Raw genomic sequence first — 26410 nt, 5'->3', positions numbered from 1 at the left:
TAAATCACCTATTCATTGATAATTCTGGTTCCTATTTTTTCACCATTGACAGCTTTGATTAAGTTTTCAGGCTCAAAACCGTTAGTAATAACAGTTTCCAAGTCGGATCTTTTAATCATTTGGACTGCAGTTGTGTCAAAGAACTCATAAGTTCCAGCTTTAACATCCTTGCCGCTTAAAAATTCAAGCAAATCGGTTGCAGTGATTTCAGGGACAAGTTCAGCATCATCAAATTTGTTAGGGTCTTTTGTGTACATTCCATCGACAGAAGTCAAGTTGATGAGCTTATCCGCTTGAACGTATTCCGCTAGAATTGCTGAGACTGCATCTGTACTGTGTGCCGGTTCAGTTCCACCCATAACAATTATTTTGCCAGTTGCTGAAAATTCAAGCGCTTCCTGGAAATTGTGAGGGACTCTTTGATATGCCACATCACCAAGTGCCGCCAACATCAATTTTGCATTAATTCTTGTAACTTCAATTCCAATATCATCACATTGCGCTTCGCCAGCTCCTAAGTCACGAACTACGCTTATGTATTCCCTAGCTGGTTTTCCACCACCTACAACAACAAATAACTCGTGTTCTTTAGCTAAATCTTTTAAGATAGCACCATATGCCTGGAATTTCTTACAGTCATATTCCTTAAGTAAAATGGATCCTCCAATTGCGATAACAATTTTCATATATTCACCTTATATATAATGTATCTTTAAGATATTATTTAAAGTTTAATAAGGATTAACTCTATAATAAGAATAATGAATTTAGAAAAGCAGATTTACATCAGAAAGTCTTGTAGGAACTATCTGGACGAAGAGATTGATATGGATTTGATTCATGAGTTCATGAACTCCATTAAACTTTTGAATGGGGGCGTCAGTTACAGTTATGATATCATGACAATTGATGAAGTCAATAACCTTGCAAGATTTTCCGCTCCATATTATTTGGCAATATACACTGACAAAAAAGAAAATCATGTGGATATGGGTTTCATATTCCAACAGCTTTGTCTGTATCTTCAAAGCATTGATGTAGGTAACTGTTGGGTAGGTCTGGCTTCACCCAAGAAAAAGAATTCTGATTTTGTAATTTCAATAGCTTTCGGCAAGTCTAATGATTTCACTAGAACCAGAGACAAATTCAAAAGAAAAAGCCTATCTAAAATCTCTGATGTAGAAGATGAACAATTAATTCCCGCACAGCTTGCCCCATCATCCATTAACTCACAGCCTTGGTATTTCAAGCATTCGGACGATGGTTTTGATGTATATCAGGTGAAACCTAATTTTTTTAAACGGCAATTCGTTAAGAAATGGAATTCAATCGATGTCGGAATAGCTTTAGCGCATATGTATGTGGCTAATGAGGATACATTTGAATTTTTCAAAAAAACTGATTTTAAGGATATTAAAGGCCACACTTACGTTGGAAGTATTAGGATTTAAAAAAAGAAAGGTGAGAGGATTTAAGCATCCTCTGAAGTTAATCCCTTGTATAATAAACCTGCAATGACTGCACCGACAACAGGTGCTAAAATGAATACCCAAACTTGTTGTAAAGCCTGGCCGCCAAGGAACAGTGCAGGTGCTAAACTACGTGCAGGGTTTACGGAAGTTCCAGTTAATGGAATTCCCATGATATGAACAAATGCAAGTGTTAAACCGATAACAATTCCGGCAACAGCTGCATTTTCTGCTTTTTTAGTAACACCAAGGACGGTAAATACAAATACAAAGGTTAAAATGATTTCAACAACTATTGCTCCAACAGCACCTAAACCTACGCTGGATGCAGATCCAAATCCGTTTTGACCAAGTCCGGTAGCCATGTATCCTCCAAGACTTGGGGCGGAATTAATGATGACCGCTAAAAGAGCAATACCGATTACTGCACCTATACATTGGAATACAATGTATGCAAGCAAATCTTTTGTTTCTAATCTTCCATCAATCCACATACCGATTGAAACGGCAGGGTTGATGTGACATCCGGAGATGTCTCCAATCACATAAGCCATGGCGACAATGGACAATCCAAATGCCAGTGCAATTCCAACGGTACCTAACATTTGTCCTGCTATGGCTGCACTTCCGCAACCGAATAGAACAAGAACCATTGTCCCTATTAATTCTGATACATATCTTTTCATAATTTTTTCCTCGTTAAATCTAATTTATTATCCTTGTTTATCTTCTTCTAATCTTTTTATAAAATTTGTAAGCAACGAAAAGCACTAACAATATTAAAACAAATGGGAAAATGTGTAATAATATTGAATCGTTAACTTTATCAAACTGATATTCGCTTTCAAAGCCCATATGCTGTGCATCAGTATGGCTTTGGGTTATCTTAGCAAAGTTATACATTAAGTCATAATATCCGATATGAGCTCCTTCGTATTCAATTGAATCAGGTGCCCTTCCATTAGCGTCCATGTAATTTTTAACGATTCCGGCCATATTGAAGTAATCGTAGATGGAATAGGTGTCTTTGGTTAATAATGAAATGCCTAATGGGTTTTCAGGACCGTCATATTCTTTAGGTATGTCAATTCCATCACCATTTAAGTAGGCACTGGTCTGGTAAAGTAATTGGGGAGTTGAATATGATCCGTATGGTCCTTTCATTTCTTTGTCTCCGCTTGCTATAAGCATTTTGCTTGCGTCTGCCATTCCTTGTGGTGATAATTTATTTGTCACTATTAACTCATCACTTAAGACTTTTGAATAGTTTCCGTATCCGTTAACGATGTCCACGATTTCTTTAGCCATTTGGCGGTTCATATTTTCATCATATTTTGATAAAACCCCGTCTTCAACATTGTCTGGGAACTCTTTAGTCGGTTGGATATAGTATATTCCCGCATTTTTAAGGAATGTTCCAGGGTCGTGCATTCCCGCAAGTGATTCATTAGAATAATTATCGTCCCATGCTCTTCTAAGGAAGTTTGTATGGTTGTCCAAATCATAATTGCCTATATTTACAAAAACAATCTGCTTATCAGTATTGACTGTTGCTGAAGCCAGCTGATAATAATTTCCAGCATCCGATGCGGCAATGTCGACGCTCACGTCACTTGTTACATTTATTGACCGCCATCCTTCGCCAGCTCCAGGGGCCTGATTGTCAACAATTACTTGTAATTCTCCTCCACTTATTTCCTCTATATACTGTTTAAGTGAATTTAATAATCTCACATCTTGATCATGGTCTATAATATTGTCCGAAGTTATAAATACGGTTTTAGATGCGGATACATCCTGTATAACCGGAGCAATTATTAATAGAGCCATTATTAATATAATAATTTCCTTTTTCATTTTTCATTGTCCTTAATGTTAATTATTATTAATGTATAAATTTCATAACTAAAATATTTTTATTAATCCAGTTTATTATATTTCCTTTTAAATCAAATATTTTTTTATTTTAAGAAATTTAAGTCTTTTATTACAATAAATTTAAATATATTGGTGTTTAATAGATTTTTTGAGGATTTAAAGAGATTATCTTTTATTTTCAGTTAAATTTTGTACTGATTTGAAAAAGTATATTTCTTTTCATAAAATTGGAAAATAACTCTTTAGTTAGGGCAATTAATTTGATTAAAAATTAATTGTGTAAGGCATCTAATTAATAGATTGCTTTTTAATTAAAGTTATTTTTTAAAATTTCATGACATGCTTTATTCTTTTCAAATAAAAACTCAAAATAAAAAGTTTAATTGCTGATTAGTAGCTTTTGTTAATTAATAGTATGATATGTCCTCGATAGGGGTATTAGAATGTTAGAAAATATTCAAAAGATGATTATTAGCAAACCTTTCCTCATTTCATTGCTGTTCATTTGCTTAATGTTTACTTCACTGGGAGTTGACATTAATCAAGCATATGCTGTAGAGCTTAATGAGAGTGGCGAAATAGGATTGGATGTAGATGTAGGAGATAAGCTGGAAAATTCTCACGAAAATGGAATACTTGAAAATACGAATGAAAATAAATTGATGCTTGAATATACAGGGCAAAATGATGTATTGCAAGCAAAATCCCATTCATTGGATGGGGGTACTTTTGGTGATATTCAGAAGGTGATAAATAGTGCAAGTAGTGGAGATACAATAAAATTAAGCGGAAATTTCATTTCAACTGGTGGAGATACAATTTCTTTATCAAAGAAGTTAACTTTTACTTCATCATCACAGGCAACTTTTGACGGGAAAAACAAAACAGTAATATTTAAAATTACATCTGGAGGAGCACAGTCAACATTTAAAAATTTAAAATTTATTAATGGATACACTGATAATCGTGGTGGCGCAATCAGCCTTTCAGCGAAGTTTGTCACGTTCGATAATTGCGTTTTTGAAAATAACTATGCTAAACTAACTTCAGGTGCAATACAAACACCTTACAAGGCCGAAACCTCATTAGGCTTAACAATAAAAAATTGTAACTTTACAAAAAATGGTGCAGGAATTGCTGCCGGTGCAGTGGGTGCTTTTAGTCATGATTTTAAAATCACAAACTGTATCTTTGATTCTAATTATATTAAAGGACCCGAAGCGGTGTGCGGCGGAGCAGTACAAATAGGTTTGGATACAGAACCATCATATGGTGTTGTCCGTGACTGCATATTCAAAAATAACATAGTAATAACTTCAGATGGATCAGGCCATGCTGGAGCAGGATGTGTTAGAAACGGTTCTTCATATTACAACTGCGTCTTCATTAATAATACTGCAGACCATGGGGGAGCTTTGACATACCATGCTTCAGGTAATTTAAACAACTGTACTTTGATTAACAACACAGCCAATGTATTCGGTGGTGCAGTATCAATTTTATTAGATTACCAGGATTTCATGGATTTAAATATTACAAATAGTGTTTTTAAAGGCAATAAAGCACCTTTGGGTGGTGCAGTTAAATTGGATGGTTTCAATATCAAAATTGAAAAATCAACATTTGATGACAATTACGCATCAAGGTATGGTGGTGCTGTCAATATTGAAGCGAATAATGTCAAAATTATTAATTCAGATTTTAACAGGAATATTGCAAATATTGATGGTGGGGCCGTATTCATAAAAGGGGAAGATACAACAGTCAAAAACTCAAAATTCATTGCAAATGAAGCTATACCTGATGTAACTAAACTGGATGATGGATTAGGAGGAGCTATTTACATCAACAGTACCAAGGCATTAGCTCAAAACAATGTTTTTAAGTTGAATACTGCAAGAAATGGTAGTGCAATTTACTTTGACAAACATGGCGTTGAATTTAAATTAAAAAACAATACCCTATACCAGAACCAGGCATGGGTTTATCATTTACCTATTTCAGCTCATGATATTTACTATGGTGATGTAGAAAATATCCAATCAGTAATCATTGGAGGGAATAATATTGCAGATTATGATAATCTAGATGTATCAAATGCAATTTATAACGCAGCCAATTTTGATAAAATTGAAATCGATGGTGAAAATCCTGTTTCTGGAGCTACAAACAGTGGTAAATTGTACCAGGACGATCGTGAATATAATATGGAAATATTAATGACTGTAAAACACGAAGATGGAACAGTTGTATATAATGACACTTTAAATTCCGATTATTTGGGTGAAGTGTCTGATAATTTAACCAATTTGAAACCTGGAAAATATTATGTTACAGCAAAACACTTTGAAGATAACTATTATAAGGCAATTACCAATAGCACTGTTTTCAATGTCCTTCCAAAAATAGACAACAAAATCCTAAAATCAATCAATAAAAATGCAATATCCTATGAGGATATGGTAGTTTGGACTTTGAACATTACAAATAATGGGCCAAATGATGCAACAGGGGTTGTTGTCAATGATGTATTGCCTAAAGGCCTTATTTGGGTAAGTGATGATACAAATGGAGCATATAATCCAAAAACTGGTGTTTTAAAGATAGGACCTTTAAAAGTTGGAGAAACATTGATTGTAAACATCGTAACCATTGTAAACAAAACAGGAAATATTACAAACAAGGCCAATGTCACAGGTAATGAATTCGATATAGATTTGAACAATAATCATGATGAAAAACAAATCAGCATTCCTCCTGCCGTCGATGTTGGTGTTGTTAAGCCTCGTTTTGGGGATTTGGTTGAGTGGACTTTGGTCGTTTCTAATTATGGTCCTGATGTTGCTCATGATGTTAAGGTTTCAGATGTTCTTCCTAAAGGGTTGATATTTGTCAATTCTACAGGCAATTATGATGCGGATACTGGAATTTGGAAGATTGGGACCTTGGGTATTAACAAATCCGTAAAATTAAACATAATCACAAAAGTTGATTCAACAGGGTTGATTAAAAATAATGCTTCCGTTTCATCAAAAGAATTCGATTACAATTTAACCAACAATTTTGATGAAAGTTCTATTAAAGCGGATCCTGCTGTTGATGTTGGTGTTGTTCCTCGTTTTGGGGATTTGGTTGAGTGGACTTTGGTCGTTTCTAATTATGGTCCTGATGTTGCTCATGATGTTAAGGTTTCAGATGTTCTTCCTAAAGGGGTGGTATTTGTCAATTCTACAGGCAATTATGATAACAAAACTGGAATTTGGAAGATTGGAACATTGGGCGTTAACAAATCAGTAAAATTATGCATAACCTGTAAAATTAATGCAACCGGAACAATTTCCAATAATGCCGATGCAACTTCTCGTGAGTTTGACTATAATCTGGACAATAATCATGCCAGAAAGTCTGTTAAAGTAGACCCTGCTGTTGATGTTGGTGTTGTTAAGGGTGTTAATGTTTCTAATCCTCGTTTTGGGGATTTGGTTGAGTGGAATTTGGTTGTTTCTAATTATGGTCCTGATGTTGCTCATGATGTTAAAGTTTCTGATGTTCTTCCTAAGTCTTTGATTCTTGTTAATTCTACAGGAAATTATGATAAGGATGCGGGTATTTGGAAGATTGGAACATTAGGAATTGATAAATCCGTTAAATTAAGTTTAATCTGTAAAGTCAATAAGACAGGCAGAATTACTAATGGCGTTAATGTAACCTCCCGCGAGTTTGACTATGATATGGATAACAACCACGATAATGAAACAATAAACGTTGGTTTGTCAACAGATTTGGCCATCTTGAAGTTAGCCAATGTTTCCACTGCAAATTATGGCGATACTGTTGAATGGACATTGTTAATCACAAATAATGGACCAAATAACGCAACAAATGTCAAAGTAATGGATGTTTTACCGAATGGCTTTGTTCATGTGAAATCTACCATGCAAAGGGGCAGCTATTCACAGAACGTCTTTAATGTTGGAAAATTGAATGTAGGAGAAACATTAAAACTAACAATTATTTCAAAAGTAATTAAAACTGGTAATTTTATTAATTTTGCCAATATTACTGGAAAAGAATTTGATTACAATTTGGATAACAATGAAGCCAATAAATCAATATTCATTAATCCCGCAGTCGATTTGGAAGTTAAAAAATCAGTCAATGATACAAATCCTGATTTCAAGAAACAAGTCAAATGGACATTAACTGTTAAAAATAATGGTCCTGATGATGCACATAATGTAAAATTAGCTGACAAACTCCCTAAATCTTTAATATGGGTAAGTGATGATTCATTAGGAAAATATGATCCGATAACTGGAATTTGGGATATCGGTACTTTAAAAAATGGAAAATCTGTTAAACTTTCTATTGTTTCACAAGTCGACCAAACAGGTAACATCACAAATAATGTTTCAGTAACCTCTAAAGAATTCGATTATAATCCTGCAAATAACTTTGACAATGAAACTATTGCCGTAAATGTGTCAGGGGATTTGGTTATTTTAAAAACAGCCAATGTCAGTGAAGTTAATTATGGGGAATTAGTCAAATGGACATTGACTGCATTAAATAATGGTCCTGATAAGGTAAACGGTATTGTTGTTGAAGACATGCTTCCTGAAGGTTTAGTGCTCATCAATTATACTGCAAGCAAAGGATTTTATGATGATGCTGTGTGGAATCTGTGCTGTCTTGAAAAGGGCGAAATTCAAACTTTAGACCTCATCTGTAAAGTTAATAAAACTGGACATATTATTAATTTAGCTAAAATTTCCGGAATAGAATATGACCCGGTTTTAGATAACAATGTAGATAATGAGTCTATTTTTGTTCCATCAGCTTCTGATGTTGCGGTTTTAAAACAAGTGAATGATAAAAATCCTTTCTTTGGGGATATTGTAACTTGGATGATTCAAGTAACAAATAACGGCCCTGATAATGCAAGTAATGTTGTAGTATGCGATGAGTTACCTGAAGGATTGCTCTTCAAAGACTATACATCAAGTCGTGGAAGCTATGAAAACGGCATTTGGCATTTGGATTATCTCAATGTGGGCGATAGTGAATATCTAAACATTAGCTGTTATGTGAATGAATTAGGCGTCATCGCCAATAATGTATCTGCAACAGCTAATGAATTTGATATTAACATGTCAAATAACTATGATAATGAGTCAATTGATGTATTGCCAGTTGCCGACCTTTCAATTGAAAAAGTTGCAAATGTTTCTGTGGCCAATTACAATGATTTTGTAAAATGGACATTAACTGTTTCAAATCAGGGTTTCAATGATGCAACAGGCGTTTTTGTTGAAGATGTATTGCCGGATTCATTAAAATTCATTGAAGCTAGCGGTGATGGAAATTATGAAGCGGGAATTTGGTATATTGGAGATTTGAACGTTGGGGATTATAAAGAATTGGAAATTGTATCAAAGGTAATCGATACTGGAGATATTATAAACATGGCCACTGTCCAGGGAAATGAAGAGGATCCTAATCTTGACAATAATGAAGCTGAAGATGATGTTCATGTCTATCCGGCAGCTGATTTGTCAATTATAAAATCCGTATCTAAATACCAATATTATGTTGGAGATTTGGTTACATATTCCATTAAGGTAAGTAATGACGGTCCAGATGTTGCGAAGAATGTTAAGGTAAATGAAGATTTCCCAAAATCATTGCTTTTGAAATCATTTAAAGCAACAAAAGGAACATTTGACTCTTCAATCCAGCAATGGTCCATTGATGAACTTGCAGCCGGCTGTGAAGAAAACTTATTGGTGGAATTTGAAGCTATAAACGATGGAATATTTAAGAATGTTGCATCTGTTTTAAGTGACACATTTGATTATGATTTGTCAAACAACGATGACTTTGCATTTGTTAATGTAATCAAAAGCCCTACTGATCATTCAAATAGAGTTATTAAAAACATTTCCACTAATTTGTTTGGTCATAAATTAGTCAATGCTAAAAATATTCATCATCCAGCTTCAAATATTCAAAAAAAACCTACTGCAAATCTTATTGCATTATTGGTTGTGTCTACATTAGTTTCCATAATATTTTGTGGTAGTGATATTTTCAAAAGAAGATAAAATTTAAAGTAGCTTTTAAGCTACTTTTTTAATTTTTTTGAAACGATTTTTCGAAATTATTCAAGTATTGAAATTATTAATTTAACGGTTAATAATTTTATATAGTATATAAAAAAACTATCAAATAATGGCCCGTTTTTTCAATTTAATCAAAACCTTTAAATAAAAGTTCCAATAAATGTATAGTTTGATATTGATGACATAATGCTTTTTTAAAGAAATTGTGGAGTGAATCAATATTTTTACAAAACACAAATGAGGTGTAATTATGTCTGAAGAAGAAATGATTGAAGAAACTTCTGAAGAATTAATGGAAGAAGAAAAATTACCATTCGCAAAAGCAGAAGTTGTACGTTTAATGAAAGAAAATCTTGATGACGACAAAATGATCAGGGAAAGAGTAAAAGTAGAAATGAACAATTTCCTCTATTCAGTCTTAAAAAATGTATGTGAACAATTAAACGATTATCCATACACTACTATTGAATACGAAATGTTTAAAGAATGTACTTACCCATATACCAATATTACCAGAATCAATCAAGAAAAAGAAAGAATTTTGTTACACTTAGAAGCTATCAAAGCTGACTGTAACGCATTAGCTATGGACGTACAAAAAACATTAAAATTAAAAGATGTTGTTGAAGACGATACTTTCACTTTCTCAGCACCTGTCGAAGATGAAGAAGAATTAGAAGACGAATAATTCTTCTCTTATTTTTTTTATTTTTAAAAACTTTTTCTAATTAACCTTAAATTCACCATTTATGCATTATCCTTTTTGATTTGCACATATTTCATTTTTTTTAACCTAGTTTTGCATTTAATTCTTTTAGAATAGGTCTTTTTTTTAAAATGTCTGATAAATCATGTAATCGATTTCATCTTTTAAAAATCTTAACTATCAATATTATGAATTTTCCTATTCATTATTCGATAAGTTATGGCTATAAACTATTGAATAATAAATCGTTTTTTTAATTTAAACAAAACCTTTATATAAGATGTATCATAAATATATTAGTAGAGATTGATGATTCATCTTTTTTTTGCCAAGATGGGGATTTGATCAAAATTTTCAATAAACTAAGGAGGTTTAATTGTGTCCGAAAAAGAAATGAATAATAATTCCAATGCACCCGCCGATGAAAAAAAAGAAAAATTGCCTTTCGCATATGCAGAAGTTGTACGTTTGATGAGAGAAAATCTTGACGATGGCAGAATGATTCAGGAAAGAGTAAAAGTTGAAATGAATAACTTTTTATACGGCATTTTGGTTAATGTATGCAAACAGTTAAACGAGTATCCATACACTACCGTTGATTATGAAATGTTTAAGGAATGTGTTTATCCATATACCAACATTTCTAGAATAAATCAGGAAAAAGAAAGAATTTTATTGCATTTAGAAGCTATCAAAGCTGATTGTGATGCATTATCAATGGATGTGCAAAAAACTTTAAAATTGAAGGATGTTGTTGAAGATGACACTTTCACCTTCTCAGCACCTGTCGAAGATGAGGAAGAGTCAGAAGAGTAAATCTCTTCTTTTTTTATTCTTCTATGTGACTGAAACCTGTTTTCAATTCTCTTAGTTCCTCTTCGGGAATTTCGGAAATTTCAACATTTTCGCTTACGATATTGCTTTGGCCGAAAGGATCCATAATTATTAAAGTTGCAGTTCCGTTTCCTTTTTTTAGCTCTTCAATCTGTTTGAGTGTGTTTTTCGCATTTTTTTGTGATTGCTCATCGTCAAATAGTTTCAGAGCCTTTTTCACTGCATCTTCAAAACGGGTTAAAATGCCCTCAACATTGGTTACATATCCTTCTGATTTTGGCCCAGGTTCCACTTTCACGCCTATTTCAGGTATTGAGACGGTAGCGGATTGAGATCGGACAACCCTTACAGACAAATTGTTCTTATTGATTTCAATGACGTATTTTGCAGGGTCATTTTGCTCTAAGGCTATGATATCACTGTGTTTGAATCCGCATTTTGGGCATTGGATTGTTGTTTCCAGAACCTTTCCAAAATGAGGTATTTCTATTTCTTTCATTATTGATTTCGCTAAACCTTCAACAGAGCATGCAGGACATTTAATAACCATTTCATTAATTTCACTTTCATTCATTTAAAACATATCCTTTATCTTGTAATTCTTTTATAATTTTATTTAATTTTTCAGGGTTTGAAGCACAGATTGTAGTTTTTCTATACTCTGATAATTCATATAGTTGGGACAGGTAGTCTTTTTTATCTTTGCTCTCATTAAGTTTCTCTATAAACTCATTGGCAGATTGAGCGTCTGAAACATTAATATTCCTTATTAGAGGCTCCTTGAATCCTTTAATGTTATATGTTACCTTTTCAAGTGTGCCGTGGTTCCTGTTTATGATGATGTCGATGACATCGGCCAATTCATCTACGGAATTGGTGAGGTTTACATTGGCGCAGGATTTATTGATGATTGCCAAGATTTTGTCCAATGTCGTTTCAATTGATTCTGTTTTAATGACATGGACATCATTGATTTCAGCTTGCTTTAACAGGTGGTCGTGGATTATCCTATTTTCCTTAAAGAAATCTAACTGTTTTCCACCCCTATGTATCTGAATTGCTCTTTTAACAAATCTTTCTTTATGGGATTCCTCATCAGAGCTTAAGATAAAGAAGTAAATATCTGCATCTTCTCTGAATTGCTCAATGTCTATCAGTCCAGGCACTAAATGAACTCCTTCAATAACAAGATCATCATAATCGGTTATTGCCCGTTGGATGATTTTTTCCAGACCCGGAATAACATATGCTGCGTGATCATCAAATCCCGCCGATACAAGCTCATCATAACTTTCGTATCGGCTTTTGTTTCTGATGTGCTTATATGCATCATAAGATGAGCTATGAAGCGCAGGGGCATATTCCTTACCAATAATTCCTCTGACCACTGCTCGAATAAAGTCACTTTCAATTAAATGTTTTATATTCAATTTTTTAGCAAGTTCAGCGGCAATGGTTGATTTTCCAATCCCTGATGCGCTTCCAATCAGTATAACATAAGGTTTTCTCATGTTAAATCTCTCCAAAATTTTTTTATTATTATTTTTATTTATTCAATTTTATTAATTAATTTTTTCTTAAAACATTTACATTTATTAATATGAAAAATTATAATTAATAATATAACATTTTTTTGAAAGAATTTTTAAAAAACATGAGGATAATAAATTTATTTGGTTGTTATAAATTATAACTTATAGGGGTGAAATTGTTGTATTCAGTAAAATCAGTTAAAGAGATTCAAGATTTAAATCCATTCATAGTTGTTGGTTGTGGCGGTGGAGGAGAAAAATTCTCCAATCTTGAAGGTGTTGAAGCAGTAGGATTCATTGATGATGATGTAAGAAAGCAAGGAAAAGAGTTTTGTGGTAAAATCGTTGCGGGAAGTTTGGAAAGTTGCTTGAAAGATGCTCCCGATGCTAAATCTTTGGTCATCATGTTGCCGATAGGTGCTGAGGGAACAGCTTTGAAATATGCTGTTCAGGCTATTGATGCAGGATTGAATGTCATCACATCATTCAGATCATTATCTATTGCTGACAACTTGTCTTTAAAGAAATTTGCTGATGCAAAGAATGTGGTTATCAAAGACATCGGCCCTAGATTAGATGTCGTTGAAATGATAGCCGGCGTAGCTCCCGAAAGGTCATGCGAAGTCTTACCTAAAATTTCTTACAAGCCAAAAGCAAAAGTTGTTTTTGTAGGCGGAACTTCTCAGGAATGTGGAAAAAGAACCACTACAAAGATGCTTGGTTTGGCAAGTGTTGAAAAAGGCTTAAAATCAGCAATCATATCAACTGATGAAATGGGATTGGAAGAGCCTACTGATTTTAATTTTAGAGCTGGAAGTTTATCCGCTATGGATGTTCCGGCAGCAGTTTTATCTGCAATTAAATATGTTGAAGAAACAAAACAACCAGATATTATTTTTATTGAAGGTCAGTCAAGCCTAACTGAAAAAGGCAATCCTCACCCTAGAGGTTTATCCGCTGCAATTTTAATTGGTGCAGCCCCTGATGCAGTTATCGTTGGACACAGACCAAATCACCCTTACAGAGAACCTAGAGGTATTGAGGAAGAAATCAAAGCTATTGAAGCAGTAGAACCTACAAAAGTTGTTGGATTGTCCATCAACCTTAAAAATGCCAGCTTAGATTTATGTCCTGAATTCTTTGAATCCAAATTCAATTTACCTGCTGAGGATGTTTATAATAACGGAGCATCTAAATTGTTAGATGCAATTTTAGAATATTTAGAGGAGTAGTTTAAATGAGCTTTACTGATACTTTAAAAAGAAGCTTAGGCTTTGAAGAAACAGAATCAAACGACAATAAATCCGGTGAAGGTTTTAGCCTAACTGAATTCATTAACAGTTTCACTAAATCTTCAAACAATGATATGCAACAACCAAATCCTAATGATGTACCAAATTCTTCAGCTGTGAATGAAACTCCTGTCTATGAGAGTTATGGGTATGATGTTGAAGTTATTACTCCTGACCAACCTTTCTATGAGATTGTCCTAATCAGGCCAAAATCATTGGATGATATCAATTATGTTGTGGATCAGATTATCGAAGAGAAAAATCCAGTAATTTTGGATTTGTCCTTTTTGGAAAAGGAAAGCCCTGCTAACTTTAAATTGGCTGCTGACAAAATAAAACAAATGAGAGCTAATTATAATGCACAGGCATTATTGCTTGCACGCTCTGAAGATAAGAATTTAATCATTCTTTCTCCTAGTAAAGTAAAAGTAATCAATAAGGGATAAGTAGACTAATTTCTACTTTCTTCACTATTTTTTTAAGAATCGCATGTATTCTGACAATACGTAGAATACAATTACTATGGATATTATTGTTTCAAATGTTAAAATGAGCGATAATGCCATATTTGGCCCGACTGTTTTCAAGACTCCTTTTGTTGCAATTGCACTGATTACAAATGGAAATGTGAATGCTGAAAAGCTTGGATAGAAGTCCAAATTTCTATATTCAATTAATTTATAAAGTGCAAATATGTAAAACAGGCATGCAATGAGATATAAAACTGTTATGAATTCAAGGGATGCTGTTTTTGACGAATTCAAATAGCCTACAATCAATATGCTGAATAATGCTGTGAAAATGCATATCAACGGCTTGTTCATATCCGGAATTTCATCATGTCGGACATATCTGTAGATTATCACGGGTGTGGTAACAAGCATTGCTATAAATCCTATCATGAAGAATATGAAGCCCATTTCTTCAAGTCCATATGTAGGTGCAGTGATTGCACCCATGGTAATTCCAACAAAGACTATCCAGTAGCTGGGATAGACTGTTGTTATATCGAAATTACGTATGATGAAATTATAGGTAAAGTAAATCATTAACAAAATATGCAAGCTAATTCCAATTATCCATATGGTATATCCAATACTTGGCATAAATGTGCTAAGATATGTAGATAGCAGCATCAAACTCATGGAAAAAGTACCGGAACTGCTTACAATTATTGGATTTTTAAAATCATTTTTGATGTCTGATGGATATTGAATCACTTTTAAGACAACTAAAATGATGAGCACCACTCCAATTGCTCCAAAAAGGTATCTGACATGGGGATGTATGTCCTGCAGTAAGTTTCCAAGGGACAACAATGCAAGAATCAGTCCTGCAATCGGAATAGGGATGTTTTTGATTATATTCATTGTATCCTAAATTTTAAAGTAGTTTTCAGCGTTTTTATGGGAAATCTTTTCAATTTCACTGTTCTTATAACCTAATCTTTTTAATTCGCGAATGGTCTTTGGAACTGAAAGGGGATCTGAAGGCTTATTGCTCATGTCACTGTTCAACAAGAATTTATCAAATCCGAAATCATCGAGAATGGCTATTGCTCCGTTCACGTCAAGTTTGTGGGGCTGCACGGTCAATCCCAGCATATAATTTTTGTCAATGACCTCTCCGATGACATCTTGATTAATATGATCAATCACAGCCTGTTTTTCATCTAGGTGTTGAGGAACGATGTCCAAAATAACTTTCAACACTTCTGATTTATTTTTTCTTGGTGTGTGGATGATTACTTTGGAATTTGTTTCATCTGCAATGTCCAATTGCTTTTCAAACACTTCTATTTCCGTTTCAGTTAAATCCTCAAGGCCTATTTCACCAATGGCTGCAATCTGTTTTGAGTCTATCCATTTGTATAATTCATTGTAAATCGATTCGGGATTTTCAAGGGCATTTGTCGGATGGATTCCCAATGCCACTTTCAAGTCAAGTCCATGTTCTAATGCTCTTCGGGTATCTAATTCCAAAATCCTATTTAAATGATTCAGAAGAATGATTTCTGAGTCAATCTTATATGGGTAATAGCTGCAGGTTATTGCACAATCGATTCCGGCTAGATACATCTCTTTAAAATCTTCGCCACTTCTGGCATCTGCATGAATGTGTGTGTCAATCATATTATCACGGATTAATGTTTATTTAATCTAAATTTGTTTCTTTTGTTTTAAAAAAATTACTACATGTATTCTTTACATTTAAATTTTTTGTAAATGTTATTTCGTGCAGTTGTTCACTTCAAGAGATTTTATATCTTCAGTAATAAAAATAACGGTATAAGTAATACTACACTGGTGATTAATGTGGAAGAAAATGAAAATTATCTTAAGAACTACGATTCGATTTCAGAAGAAATAAAATATATGACTAATTCATTGGTAAGATTAAAGATATTGGCGACTTTATATGATCATCCCTCCAATATGAAAGATTTAAATCAGAAAACCGGTTTGATTTATAGTTCAATATCCAGCAACATGCACAAATTGGAATTGGAAGAGCATGTATTTCGCGAATCCAACAAGTATCATTTGTCAAATTCCACAAGACTGAAAATCGAACAGATTTTGGAATTGGGCTATCTGATTACTCTGCTAAATGAATTCTTCAATATTTTGGATAAGCATCTGGTTACTATGATTCCAAATCAGTCAATTGCCGAGTTGTATTTGCTTGGAAAGGCAAATCTCATGGAATCTGATGCCGTTGATGTGTACAGAATGTATAATTTCATGGAAACTGCATTGAATAGTGCGGAGGAAGTCAAATGCATTTTGCCATTTTATTATGAAAATTTTAATGATATACTTAATGGATTGGTTGAAAATAATAAGAAAGTTGAGGTCATGATTCCTGAAAATATTTTTAATATCTTTCAAAAAAAGTCCAAGGTTAATGAGGTATCCTCTTTTGATGGTGAAAATGTTTTCCTTTTGATTGTCACGGAGGAACTAATGATTTTAGGGCTGTTTAAGGATGATGGATTTTTTGATCAGAATAGGCTATTGACCTCAAAAAATAGCGATTCGATAAGATGGGCCAATAATCTATATGAAAATTTTAAAATTGAAAATAAATGAGTTTAAACTCATTTATAATATTTTTCAAGATAGTCAGCTAATTCCTCTATTGGAATTCTTTCTTGAGCTTCAGTGTCTCTGTCCCTAACAGTTACCTGATTATCTTCCAATGTATCAAAATCAACTGTTATTGCAAGAGGAACACCAATTTCATCAGCTCTTGCATATCTTTTTCCGATTGTTCCGGTTGCATCATATTCAACGGTAAATCCAGCCATTCTTAATTGCTCTGTTAAATCCTGAGCAATTTCACGAGGCCCTTCCTTGTTGACAAGAGGGAATATTCCAAGTTGCACCGGAGCAACGGATTTGTCGAATTTGAAATAATCCTTCTCTTCGGTTTCGGTAAATGAATGCAATAAAACGGAGTATGTGATACGGTCAATACCAAATGAAGGTTCAATAACGTGAGGAACTATTTTTTCACCGGTAATCTCCTCTTCAACATCTTCAAAGATAAGCAAATCTTCAGTTACTTCATATATCTTGTCCAATTCAACTGTAAATTTGCCTTCACTTTCAATTGCTGCTTTTATATCTTCAACATCAGCATTTTCAATAGCTTGTTTGACTTTAGGAGAATCTCCTTTGAATATTGGTCCGAATTTGGATAAGTTTGGTTTAACAACAGTCTTTTGAACTTTTTTAGGTTCATCATATTCAACAAACACGTTCAATTCTTCGTTACTGAACTTTGAGTGTGAAGATAGGTCATAATCTCCTCTGTCAGCGATACCGATAATTTCAACCCATCCGTATTTGTCTGTCTTGACTTCAACATCCCAGCAGTCAAGCGCATAGTGAGCCATTTCCCCTGCCAAGTGTTGTCTGAATCTTAAAACATCTTCAGGAATTCCAAGTTCAGTCAAGAATTTACGAGCTAAATATAATTGGTAGATTAACATTTCATTGGCTACAATTCCTTTGTCAAGCGCTTCACGGGCGGTGATTTCCAAAGGCTCTAAATTGTTTTCCTGAACTTCCTGTGAATTCAGGCGCAATACGACATCCTCTATTTGTGAGAATTTAGGATGTGTCTTGTCTTTAGGATTTAAAAAGATTTCAGCTTCTGCTTGTGTGAATTCCCTAAGCCTGATAACTCCTTGTCTTGGTGAAATTTCATTTCTGTATGCTTTTCCAAGTTGCACTGCTCCAAATGGGAGTTTTCCTCTGAAAAATCTTTCTAAACGTTTGAATAAAATGAAAATGCCTTGTGCGGTTTCAGGTCTCATGTATCCTACCTTATCCCCTTTTGCACCGATTTCAGTCTTAAACATTAGGTTGTAATTCCAGATGTTTGACAAGTCTCCTCCACATTCAGGGCATTTGATGTTGTTGTCGATTACGATTTGGTCAAGCTCTTCATTTTCCAAGCTTTCCACATCTTCTCCAATAACATCTTCAATGATATGGTCTGCTCTAAACACTTCTCCACAGCTTTCACATTTACACATTGGATCTGTGAAGTTGTCAACGTGTCCTGATGCCTTTAAAACTTCTTTCGGCATTACGGTAGGACCTTCTATTTCGTAGAATCCTTCACCAGAAACATATTGCTTTCTCCATTTCTGCATGATGTTATTTTTTAGGCTAGCTCCAAGAGGTCCGTAATCGGTAAAACCGGATACTCCGGAATAAATTTCAAAGGAAGGCCATAAAAATCCTCTTTTTGCACTGATATTTGACATTTTATCATGATTCATAAGTATTATCTCCATTTATTTTTTTAATTCATAATCTAATTTAACTCTGCTACTTTCCGGGCGAGTTTGACCCATATATTTACTATTTCTGTCAGGATGTCCATATGGAATTTCGGAAGGTGTTGTCATTGTTTCAAATACAATTTGACATACCCTTTGGCCAGGATATAATGCTACAGGCATTGCGCCGATATTTGAAATCTCTAATGTGATTTTCCCTTCAAAGCCGGGGTCGATGAAACCAGCTGTAACGTGCATTGTAACTCCCAGTCTTCCCATACTTGAACGGCCTTCAACCCTTGCGACCAAATCATCAGGTAATTTGACATACTCTAAGGTAGTGGCCAAGGCAAATTCATTAGGATGTATTATGAATGCTTCGCCTTCTTTGACTGAAGTTGATTCCATATAAGATGAGAGGTCTTCTTCATCTTTTGGGTCAATATATGGTTTTCTAATAACTTTAAATACTTTAAATTCATCCCCCAATCTCAAATCAACAGAAGATGGTTGTATTTGTTTTTCATCTAAAAGGGGATCAATACCAATTTTATCCTCTTTTAAATATTCTTTAATAGTTTTATCACTCAAAATCGCCATTTTTTCACACAAATTTACAATTCTTTTATTTCAATTAAATCATCCATTCTTTTAACTACGTTATCAATTGTTTTTTGGGTGTAGTTAATTGTAATGGCATCAAATTTACAGGTATTAACGCAAAGGCCGCAGCCTCTACAGATATCATGATTGATTGTAATCTTATTATCTTTTAAATCAATAGCTTTGAACATACAAACTTCATCTAAACATTTTTTACATAACCTGCAGTTGTCTTCATGAAGCTTTACCTCAACGCCCTCAAGCTTTTCTAACTTATCGCTGATATCGGTATCCAGATTAGGATAAACCTTCCATAAGCAGCAGCATGGACAGCAATGGCAAATTGTCAAAAGTCCTTTTCCAGGCCTCACATTCATCCATACAGTATCGATTTTGTTCCTTCCAATGATATGGCTTAATCCTGCCTCATCAGCCCTGTCCACTTGAGCCAATGCTTCTTCTACGGTTGCCTTCTTACCGATATTTTTCGGAATCTTTCTGGTTGTCGGACCAAGGAATATGCATCCGATGTCTTGAGGATAGTCTTCACATTTGTTTGATGTTCTGCATAGGCAGGAATTCATAATGACAATATCCTCGCTGCGCTTAATAACTTCTTTAATAACGTCTGTCGGTAAAAATTCGGAACCTTCAGATTCGATTTTCTTGTTCACATTTATGGTATTAGGCACAACAAGAATTTCATCATCTTCAAATAGCATCTTATCAACTAATTTTTTGTATGCCTTTGATTTTTTGGTTATTTCAGCTATCCAAAATCTCCAGTTGAAAATGTATTTCAGGACAAATATGCTGATGTCAGCAAAGCTTATTTTTCTCATTGTTCACCTATTTTATTTTTTAATCGTCTTAATATACCTTTAAAGGTATGTGCTTCCCGTGCTGTTATAAATGCTCTTGAAATGATGTTATTAAATGTTTTAAGACCATTTCTTTTTTTATGGTCTGGAATATCTAAACTATCGATTAGTTCCTTCATATCTTTAATTAAATATTCTTTTTCCAATTCACTGCTTTCTTCAAGCCCCTGAACTCCGTAATCGTGCTTGTTCTTGAATAATTCATAAAATATTATAGCAGCGGCATGTGAAATGTTCATGATTGGATAAGTAGGGTCAGTCGGAATGGAAACGCAGATGTCACAATCACTTATCTCTTTGTTTGAAAGACCATCCCCTTCCCTTCCAAATAAAATTGCAATTTTATTTGAAACATTCATTGATTCACCAAGTTCCTCAGGCCTTATGGGAATTCTTGATAAATTATAACTGCCCCCAGCCATTCCAGTTGAAGCAACTTTAAAATCAATCCTCTGTGATTGGTAGAAATCATCTAATGTCGGATAGATTTTAGCGTTTTCCACAATGTATTTTCCATGTGTTGCCTGATAATAAGCTTCATTGGTTAATGTTGTAGGGTTAATCAACACTAAATTCTTCAATCCAAAGTTTGCCATGGTCCTTGCAAGAAAACCAACATTTCCGGGAGTTTCACATTCAACAAAAACGATGTAAATGTTTTCCTTGAAAAGGCTAATCTCTTTTTCTTCCTGTTCCCTTACTATTTTGGATCTCGCAGTTCCTCTGGATTGCTTTGTAGATGCGGCTTTTTTGGTGGAAGCTGATTTTTTTTCGGTTTTGCTTTCCTCTTCTTTTTCAGGCGAATTCATTGAAGCGGTCTCAACTACTTTTTCTTCGCTAACAGCAGCATCCCCTATTTTAATCAACTCCTAATTTAATTATTCATAAGCTTTATCTAATAATTCCAGGATGTGCATACATTTTATATCTTCACATCCGATTGCATCAAGGCCATCTTGTAGGTTTAACTGGCAAAATGGACATATTGTAATTACGGCATCAGCTTCAGTGTCTTTAATCATTTCCGCTTTGGACTTTGACAGTTCCATAGCAATTTCCGGCTTTCCGGATTTTATTCCTCCACCGGCACCGCAGCATTGGCATGGATATAGCATTTCTTTAAATTCAACACCTGGAATCTTTTCAATTATGTCTCTAGGTGCATCTTTAATGCCTTGTCCTCTGCCTAAATGGCATGGGTCATGGTATGTTACGGTCATATTGACTTCTTTAAGCTTATCTTCATCGAGCTTATCAACTAAAAATTCGCTGATGTCCATAACATGTAATTTTGAACCAAATTCAGGATGGTTATTCTTTAAGGTAGCACCACAGCCTGAACAAATTGTGATTACAGTATCATAATCTTTAAAGACTTCCTTGTTTTTATCGACAAGTTCCTGCACGATTTCAGTTTGTCCGGTTCTTAAAAGCGGAGAACCGCAGCATACTTGGCCCTCAGGAACATCAATGTCAATTCCGTTTTCTTTTAGGATTTTAACTAATTTATGGCCAAGTTCAGGGAATTTATAATCAACCATACATCCGGTAAAGAAAGCTACTTTTGAACCGGTTTTATTTTCCGCTTCTTCAACAAATGGAGTTTTATCAGTCTTAATGGATCTTCCACTTTCTAAAATGTTGTTTTTGAATGCAACATGTTGTGGAAGTGGACCTGAACCGTTTGCAACGGCAATAGCTCTCATTTTTTCTATTGCATCACCAAATGTGTTGATATTCTTAGGACAAACTGCCAAACATTTGCCGCAACTGGTACAGTTATACAGACCTTCATCCAAAGCTTCCTTAAGTCTATCGAAGTTATCCCTAGGGTCGGTTTCAAATTTGTCAATGTATCTCATTAAATAAGGCCCTCCAAATTCTTCGGTTGCAATATTTACAACCGGACATGATGAAAGACAGGAATAACATTCAATACAGCTTCTAACCTTTTTGGTATCTTTTGTGTCTTCTTTAGTTATGCTGGTGTCAAGCTCTTCGCATTTATGGTCACATTGAAGAGATAACTCCAAATCTTTGACCTTGGCTTCAATGCTTGATTTATCAACTATTAAATCTTTAATAACAGGGAAATTGAGGGGTTCGATAATCGCTCCATCTTTAATTTCTTTTTGGCATGCTAGAGCCCCATTTCCTTTAAACAATATTCCGCAGGATCCGCATTGTCCCGCTCTACAGGAGCTTCTAAAACTAATATCTGCATCGTATTTCTCATTAATAGCTTGAAGTGCATCAAGAACTTTCATATGTGGTGTCTCTTCAATTTCATAACACTCCAAATGAGGTTCCTTGTCGGTTTCACTATTAAATCTTGAAACATAAACTTTAATCATTTTTATCCCTCTTTTTTTAAAGCTTGTAAAACATTATAATATAATATTTGTGTCTTAACAAATATATTATACTTACTATTGACCTTCATTTTGTAAAAATTATTATTCTTCATTATTGTCTTATATGGGATGTTAGGTCAATCCTGCAGCACAGCACCACCAATTACTGATAGAATATATTTTTATCGGGTATTCAATACAATGGATTAGATATCTTAAATAACAATAAATAAATTCAATCAAAGTTAGGTAGGTAATTTGGCTGGTGGAATATATGAACTGCTGTCAGTATACTCCATAGAATAGGTATTGATTTTGGTCGTGCTTGCTTTAATATTGGCAATAGTTTCAGTGATATTCATTTTATTGCCGGCCAAATCCAAAGACTGGTTTGAAACTGAAGAAAGAATAAAATAAGAAAAAAAGTAATTAGGGAGGAAAATTAATTCCTCATAATTTCATATTTATTTTAAAACGAACTTTTTAATGCCAATTAAACTTAATATTATCGCTATTATATAACCAATTAATGAAATCACTGGCATGTCGAATACTCTTGGCCCGAATGAAACGACTGAAGAACCGATTATAAGCGCTGAAACCAATGCGATTATTGAAACCTTATCGGTAATGTCAACTTCAAACTTGAACTGCAATTCTTCATTTTCAATCTTGTGGATAGTCCTTGTAAGAAGTCTTGGCATAGCCTGAATCATGTGTCCATATAAGATTGCATTGCTTTTTTTGCCTTTTAAGAATTTTCTAGGATCGACCTTTTCTTTTGCAATTCTAGCGGCAATCGGTTTGATTGATGCGAAAACATCGATTTCAGGGTCAAGATTGTGTGCAACAGCTTCAATCATTGATAGTCCCCTTGCCATGGTAACGACTTCATTTGGGAGAATAACTCCGTACTCCTGCATAAGGCTGAGAAGTGCCTCTAAAACTCCATCGAAACGATTGAGTTGGACTCCAAAGTACCTTCCGAACAAATCGTTCATGTCTCTTCTTAAGATGGTTGTATCAATGTCATAATCCAGTATGTCCATGTACATTAACTGATTTATCAATCCGTCAACGTCTTGGTCTACGAACAATAACATTACTTCGGAAAGGTCACGTTTGAATTTTTCATCAAAGAATCCCATCATACCTAAATCAAGATAGCACACGACATTGTCTTCTAGGATTAAGATATTGCCCGGGTGTGGGTCTCCGTGGAAAAATCCATCTATGAACAATTGTTGAAGATAGGAATCAAGGACATTTTTCGCCAAAAGCTTTTTGTCGAATTCATCGCTGGTACTTGCATAAACGTCATTTAACTTTGTACCTTCAATGAATTCCATTGTCAAGACTTTTGAAGTGCAGTACTTAGCGTATGTGGCGGGAATATGAATATATGGGTTGTCTTCAAAATTCAATTCGATGCGTTGCATATTCATGAATTCATTATTGTAATCTATTTCCTTGTGGATAGAACGGTCAAACTCCTCCATAATTCCCGGCAAGTTTATTTTTCTAAGTTCAGCATTCCATTTGTCCGCACGATTTGCGATGTATTTTATAATTCTTATATCAAGGTCAATTTTATCAGTGATACCTTCTTTTTGGATTTTGACTGCAACTCTCTCACCAGTAGCCAATTTGGCTTCATGAACTTGGCCGATTGATGCGGTAGCCAAATGTTCTTGTGAAAAGTCTTCGAACAAATCTTCAATCTTGCCGTTAAGTTCTCTTTCAACTATTGCTTTAACTTGTTCATAGGATATTGCAGGATTGTCATCCTGTAAATTAGCTAATTCATTAGCTATTCTTTCCCCAACAACATCAGGCCTTGTACTTAATAGTTGACCTAACTTGATGAAGGTAGTTCCTAATTCCTGAAGCATTAATCGTAGTCTTATAGGAAGTTCATCATCCAATAATAGTGCATGTAGCTCCTCGCCATCATCCCCAGGTTTTATTTTGCTTTTTGCGGTTTGGCCTAAAAGCTTATCGAAGCCATATTTTTTCAGGGCTTCTCTAATTTCACCCAAACGCTCTTTTGTTTCTTTATCCATTTATATCCCACTTTTAATTGTTATTTTCAATAATATCTGATGCTAAGAAAGTTATGCCTTCCATTATTAAACATATTCCAACGAGGATTGCTGTATATAACGGTTCTGCAATTGAATATGCCGCAAAGAAAACAGCAATTATACCTAATATTAAAATCAATACTGATGCAATTCTTGATATTGAATCTAATCCGAAAACAAGTCCTACAATACCAATGAATATCATTACAAATGCAACTAAATAAAATAGGTACGCAAGAATGAATGATAATGCACTTATTTCATAAATAAATAATAATCCAAGGAGTATTGCACAGATTCCAAGCAATATGTTGATCAGTGAAACATGAGTCATCATGCTCCATATGGAAAATCCATCAATAATGGAAGCAAATCCGAATGCAATTAAACAGATTCCTGCAATCCAGGATACTGCTTCCGCACTATATAATGGGTAGATTACAAAAAGTAAACCCAATATTATAAATATGATTCCTAATATTTTTCTATAATCCATATGTTCACCTATAATTAATAGTATGTTTAATAAAACAATATATATTTTAAGATATATGTAAAAAATAGGTATTCAAGAAATATTTTACAATAAAAATAAAAAAGAATAGTAAATGCTTATGCATTTACTTTTTAACTTTTGCTGTTTTTTTAGCTATAAAACGACCATAGCTGACTTGATATTTGATTTTTTTGCCAACTTTAAGTTTTTTAAGCACACTTTTCTTAATGACAACTTTTGCAATACCTTTTGAGTTGGTTGTTGTTTTGTAGGTTTTTCCATTAAATTTGAAGGTTACTGTTTTGCTTTTAAGTGGTGTTTTACCTTTTTTAAGTGTTGCCTGCAATGTTAGTTTTTTGGCTGATTTTTTGACGGTTGCGGTTTTTAAGGCAATCTTTGTATTTTTATAAACACAATCCTTTGAAGTTCCGCCATAAATGTTAACACCTTTAGGAGCCTGATTATCACTGAAAGTACATTTCACTGCTTTTGCACAATGGACTTTATCAGAAGAGGAAGTTCTGAATCCGTATATTGCTCCGCCTCTTTCGCCTGCAACATTATTTGCAAAGGTTGAACTTTCAATTGAATTGGTGTAATATTTGACACTGGAAACCCATTTGCCGTTTTCATAGTGTCCGGACTGTTCATGGCATTTGAAATAGACTGCTCCGCCGTACATGGATACCTTATTTTTATTGAATTTGGAATTTTTAATAAAGAGATCCTTACATCCGAATACTGCACCTCCTTTTTCACCGGCCTTATTTGAATTGAAGGTACAGGATTTAATGTCTATGTTTGAGTATGCATAAACTGCTCCTCCTCCACGGCCGTTCGCTACGTTGCTTGTGAATACGCAGTTATATATGGTGTCCTTGCCATGTTCAAGAGCCGCTTGCATTGCAATGCTGAAAAGCAAGTTTGCATCTTCGCCAGCGTTATGTCCTGCAAAATAATTTTTATAGAATTCTGAACCTTTTTTCAGGGTTAATGAGAAAACGGCTCCTGCATCTCCTCCAGCGGAATTCTTGTTAAATACGGAATTTTTTAAGGTTAAAGCACCTAAAGAATTTACAGCACCGCCAGCAGTACCTGCATTGTTATTGGTGAAATAGCAATTATCGATAGTCAAATCAGCAAAGTTTAATATTGCTCCGCCGTAAATTTTAGCATTACCATTTTTAAATGTGATGTTGTTTAAGGTAACTTTGTACAGCTTTAATCCATCACCATAGTTAATGTTAAAAATTCTGGATTTTCCAATTCCATCAATAGTATGGCCGTTACCGTTAATGGTTATGTCTTTATTAATGAAAACGCCTGTAGTGAGTTTGAAATCATCATTATACTGATAGTCTCTT

General features: G+C 34.2%; 21 protein-coding genes and 1 pseudogene. 7 read left to right on the top strand and 15 right to left on the bottom strand.

What is annotated here, in order from left to right; all coding sequences use genetic code 11:
• Positions 1-8: 8 nt before the first annotated feature.
• A complete protein-coding gene (gene pyrH, locus QZU81_RS07740) occupies positions 9-686 on the bottom strand; it encodes a UMP kinase (RefSeq protein ID WP_292826459.1) in 678 nt (225 codons plus the stop codon).
• Between the two features lie 75 nt (positions 687-761).
• On the opposite strand from pyrH, the gene QZU81_RS07735 reads away from it, so the two are divergent.
• Positions 762-1451, top strand: coding sequence for a nitroreductase family protein (locus tag QZU81_RS07735; protein ID WP_295590982.1), 690 nt, complete (start codon positions 762-764; stop codon positions 1449-1451).
• 20 nt (positions 1452-1471) lie between these two features.
• Here QZU81_RS07735 and QZU81_RS07730 read toward each other — a convergent pair whose 3' ends face one another.
• Complete coding sequence (locus QZU81_RS07730) at positions 1472-2155, bottom strand: MIP family channel protein (protein ID WP_295590979.1); 684 nt, start codon at positions 2153-2155, stop codon at positions 1472-1474.
• Positions 2156-2192: 37 nt separating this feature from the next.
• The gene (locus tag QZU81_RS07725) at positions 2193-3299 is read right to left on the bottom strand and encodes an adhesin (RefSeq protein ID WP_295590976.1); all 1107 of its coding nucleotides are present in this window, start codon (positions 3297-3299) and stop codon (positions 2193-2195) included.
• A 491-nt stretch (positions 3300-3790) separates the two neighbouring features.
• On the opposite strand from QZU81_RS07725, the gene QZU81_RS07720 reads away from it, so the two are divergent.
• The 3 genes from QZU81_RS07720 (at position 3791) to QZU81_RS07710 (ending at position 10991) form a co-directional block, all read left to right on the top strand.
• On the top strand, positions 3791-9451 hold the full coding sequence (locus QZU81_RS07720) for a hypothetical protein (RefSeq protein WP_295590973.1): 5661 nt from the start codon (positions 3791-3793) through the stop codon (positions 9449-9451).
• A 268-nt stretch (positions 9452-9719) separates the two neighbouring features.
• Entirely contained in the window at positions 9720-10157 is a 438-nt protein-coding gene (locus tag QZU81_RS07715) for a hypothetical protein (RefSeq protein ID WP_292826470.1), read from the top strand.
• Positions 10158-10568: 411 nt separating this feature from the next.
• Positions 10569-10991 (top strand): hypothetical protein, encoded by a 423-nt coding sequence (locus QZU81_RS07710; protein WP_295591022.1) that lies wholly within the window; start codon positions 10569-10571, stop codon positions 10989-10991.
• A 13-nt stretch (positions 10992-11004) separates the two neighbouring features.
• Here QZU81_RS07710 and QZU81_RS07705 read toward each other — a convergent pair whose 3' ends face one another.
• Both QZU81_RS07705 and QZU81_RS07700 read right to left on the bottom strand, forming a co-directional pair.
• Positions 11005-11583 carry a ZPR1 zinc finger domain-containing protein gene (locus QZU81_RS07705; RefSeq protein WP_295590970.1) on the bottom strand — a complete coding sequence of 193 codons (579 nt, stop codon included), beginning with the start codon at positions 11581-11583 and terminating at the stop codon, positions 11005-11007.
• Positions 11576-12520, bottom strand: coding sequence for a 3H domain-containing protein (locus QZU81_RS07700; protein ID WP_295590967.1), 945 nt, complete (start codon positions 12518-12520; stop codon positions 11576-11578). Before QZU81_RS07700 ends, QZU81_RS07705 begins: the two co-directional genes overlap by 8 nt.
• Before the next feature lie 200 nt (positions 12521-12720).
• On the opposite strand from QZU81_RS07700, the gene QZU81_RS07695 reads away from it, so the two are divergent.
• Both QZU81_RS07695 and QZU81_RS07690 read left to right on the top strand, forming a co-directional pair.
• Positions 12721-13773, top strand: a complete 1053-nt coding sequence (locus QZU81_RS07695; protein ID WP_295590965.1) for a DUF1611 domain-containing protein — start codon at positions 12721-12723, stop codon at positions 13771-13773.
• A 5-nt stretch (positions 13774-13778) separates the two neighbouring features.
• A complete protein-coding gene (locus QZU81_RS07690; RefSeq protein ID WP_295590963.1) occupies positions 13779-14279 on the top strand; it encodes a cell division protein SepF in 501 nt (166 codons plus the stop codon).
• Positions 14280-14303: 24 nt separating this feature from the next.
• Here the strand turns inward: QZU81_RS07690 and QZU81_RS07685 are convergent, their stop codons facing one another.
• Both QZU81_RS07685 and QZU81_RS07680 read right to left on the bottom strand, forming a co-directional pair.
• A complete protein-coding gene (locus QZU81_RS07685; RefSeq protein WP_295590960.1) occupies positions 14304-15203 on the bottom strand; it encodes a TDT family transporter in 900 nt (299 codons plus the stop codon).
• Between the two features lie 6 nt (positions 15204-15209).
• A complete protein-coding gene (locus tag QZU81_RS07680; protein ID WP_295590958.1) occupies positions 15210-15965 on the bottom strand; it encodes a TatD family hydrolase in 756 nt (251 codons plus the stop codon).
• A 183-nt stretch (positions 15966-16148) separates the two neighbouring features.
• Here QZU81_RS07680 and QZU81_RS07675 point away from each other — a divergent pair, with 183 nt between their 5' ends.
• Positions 16149-16925: a winged helix-turn-helix domain-containing protein gene (locus QZU81_RS07675; RefSeq protein ID WP_295590955.1), complete on the top strand. Its 777-nt coding sequence runs from the start codon at positions 16149-16151 to the stop codon at positions 16923-16925.
• Between the two features lie 8 nt (positions 16926-16933).
• Here the strand turns inward: QZU81_RS07675 and glyS are convergent, their stop codons facing one another.
• The 8 genes and pseudogenes from glyS to QZU81_RS07635 form a co-directional block, all read right to left on the bottom strand.
• On the bottom strand, positions 16934-18628 hold the full coding sequence (gene glyS / locus QZU81_RS07670; protein ID WP_295590953.1) for a glycine--tRNA ligase: 1695 nt from the start codon (positions 18626-18628) through the stop codon (positions 16934-16936).
• Between the two features lie 15 nt (positions 18629-18643).
• On the bottom strand, positions 18644-19228 hold the full coding sequence (gene dcd / locus QZU81_RS07665; RefSeq protein ID WP_292826500.1) for a dCTP deaminase: 585 nt from the start codon (positions 19226-19228) through the stop codon (positions 18644-18646).
• A 14-nt stretch (positions 19229-19242) separates the two neighbouring features.
• Positions 19243-20073 carry a 4Fe-4S binding protein gene (locus QZU81_RS07660; RefSeq protein ID WP_292826503.1) on the bottom strand — a complete coding sequence of 277 codons (831 nt, stop codon included), beginning with the start codon at positions 20071-20073 and terminating at the stop codon, positions 19243-19245.
• The gene (locus QZU81_RS07655; RefSeq protein ID WP_292826506.1) at positions 20070-20978 is read right to left on the bottom strand and encodes a TrmJ/YjtD family RNA methyltransferase; all 909 of its coding nucleotides are present in this window, start codon (positions 20976-20978) and stop codon (positions 20070-20072) included. Before QZU81_RS07655 ends, QZU81_RS07660 begins: the two co-directional genes overlap by 4 nt.
• Positions 20979-20990: 12 nt before the next feature.
• On the bottom strand, positions 20991-22466 hold the full coding sequence (gene tfrB, locus QZU81_RS07650) for a fumarate reductase (CoM/CoB) subunit TfrB (RefSeq protein WP_295590948.1): 1476 nt from the start codon (positions 22464-22466) through the stop codon (positions 20991-20993).
• A 464-nt stretch (positions 22467-22930) separates the two neighbouring features.
• Positions 22931-24529 (bottom strand): AarF/ABC1/UbiB kinase family protein, encoded by a 1599-nt coding sequence (locus tag QZU81_RS07645; RefSeq protein ID WP_295590945.1) that lies wholly within the window; start codon positions 24527-24529, stop codon positions 22931-22933.
• A 13-nt stretch (positions 24530-24542) separates the two neighbouring features.
• On the bottom strand, positions 24543-25046 hold the full coding sequence (locus QZU81_RS07640; RefSeq protein ID WP_295590942.1) for a DUF308 domain-containing protein: 504 nt from the start codon (positions 25044-25046) through the stop codon (positions 24543-24545).
• Between the two features lie 124 nt (positions 25047-25170).
• Positions 25171-26410: pseudogene (locus tag QZU81_RS07635) on the bottom strand (hypothetical protein); the annotation flags it as partial.

Source organism: uncultured Methanobrevibacter sp., from assembly GCF_902770715.1.
Lineage (GTDB): Archaea > Methanobacteriota > Methanobacteria > Methanobacteriales > Methanobacteriaceae > Methanocatella.
This window is presented reverse-complemented; position numbering and strand designations above follow the sequence as displayed.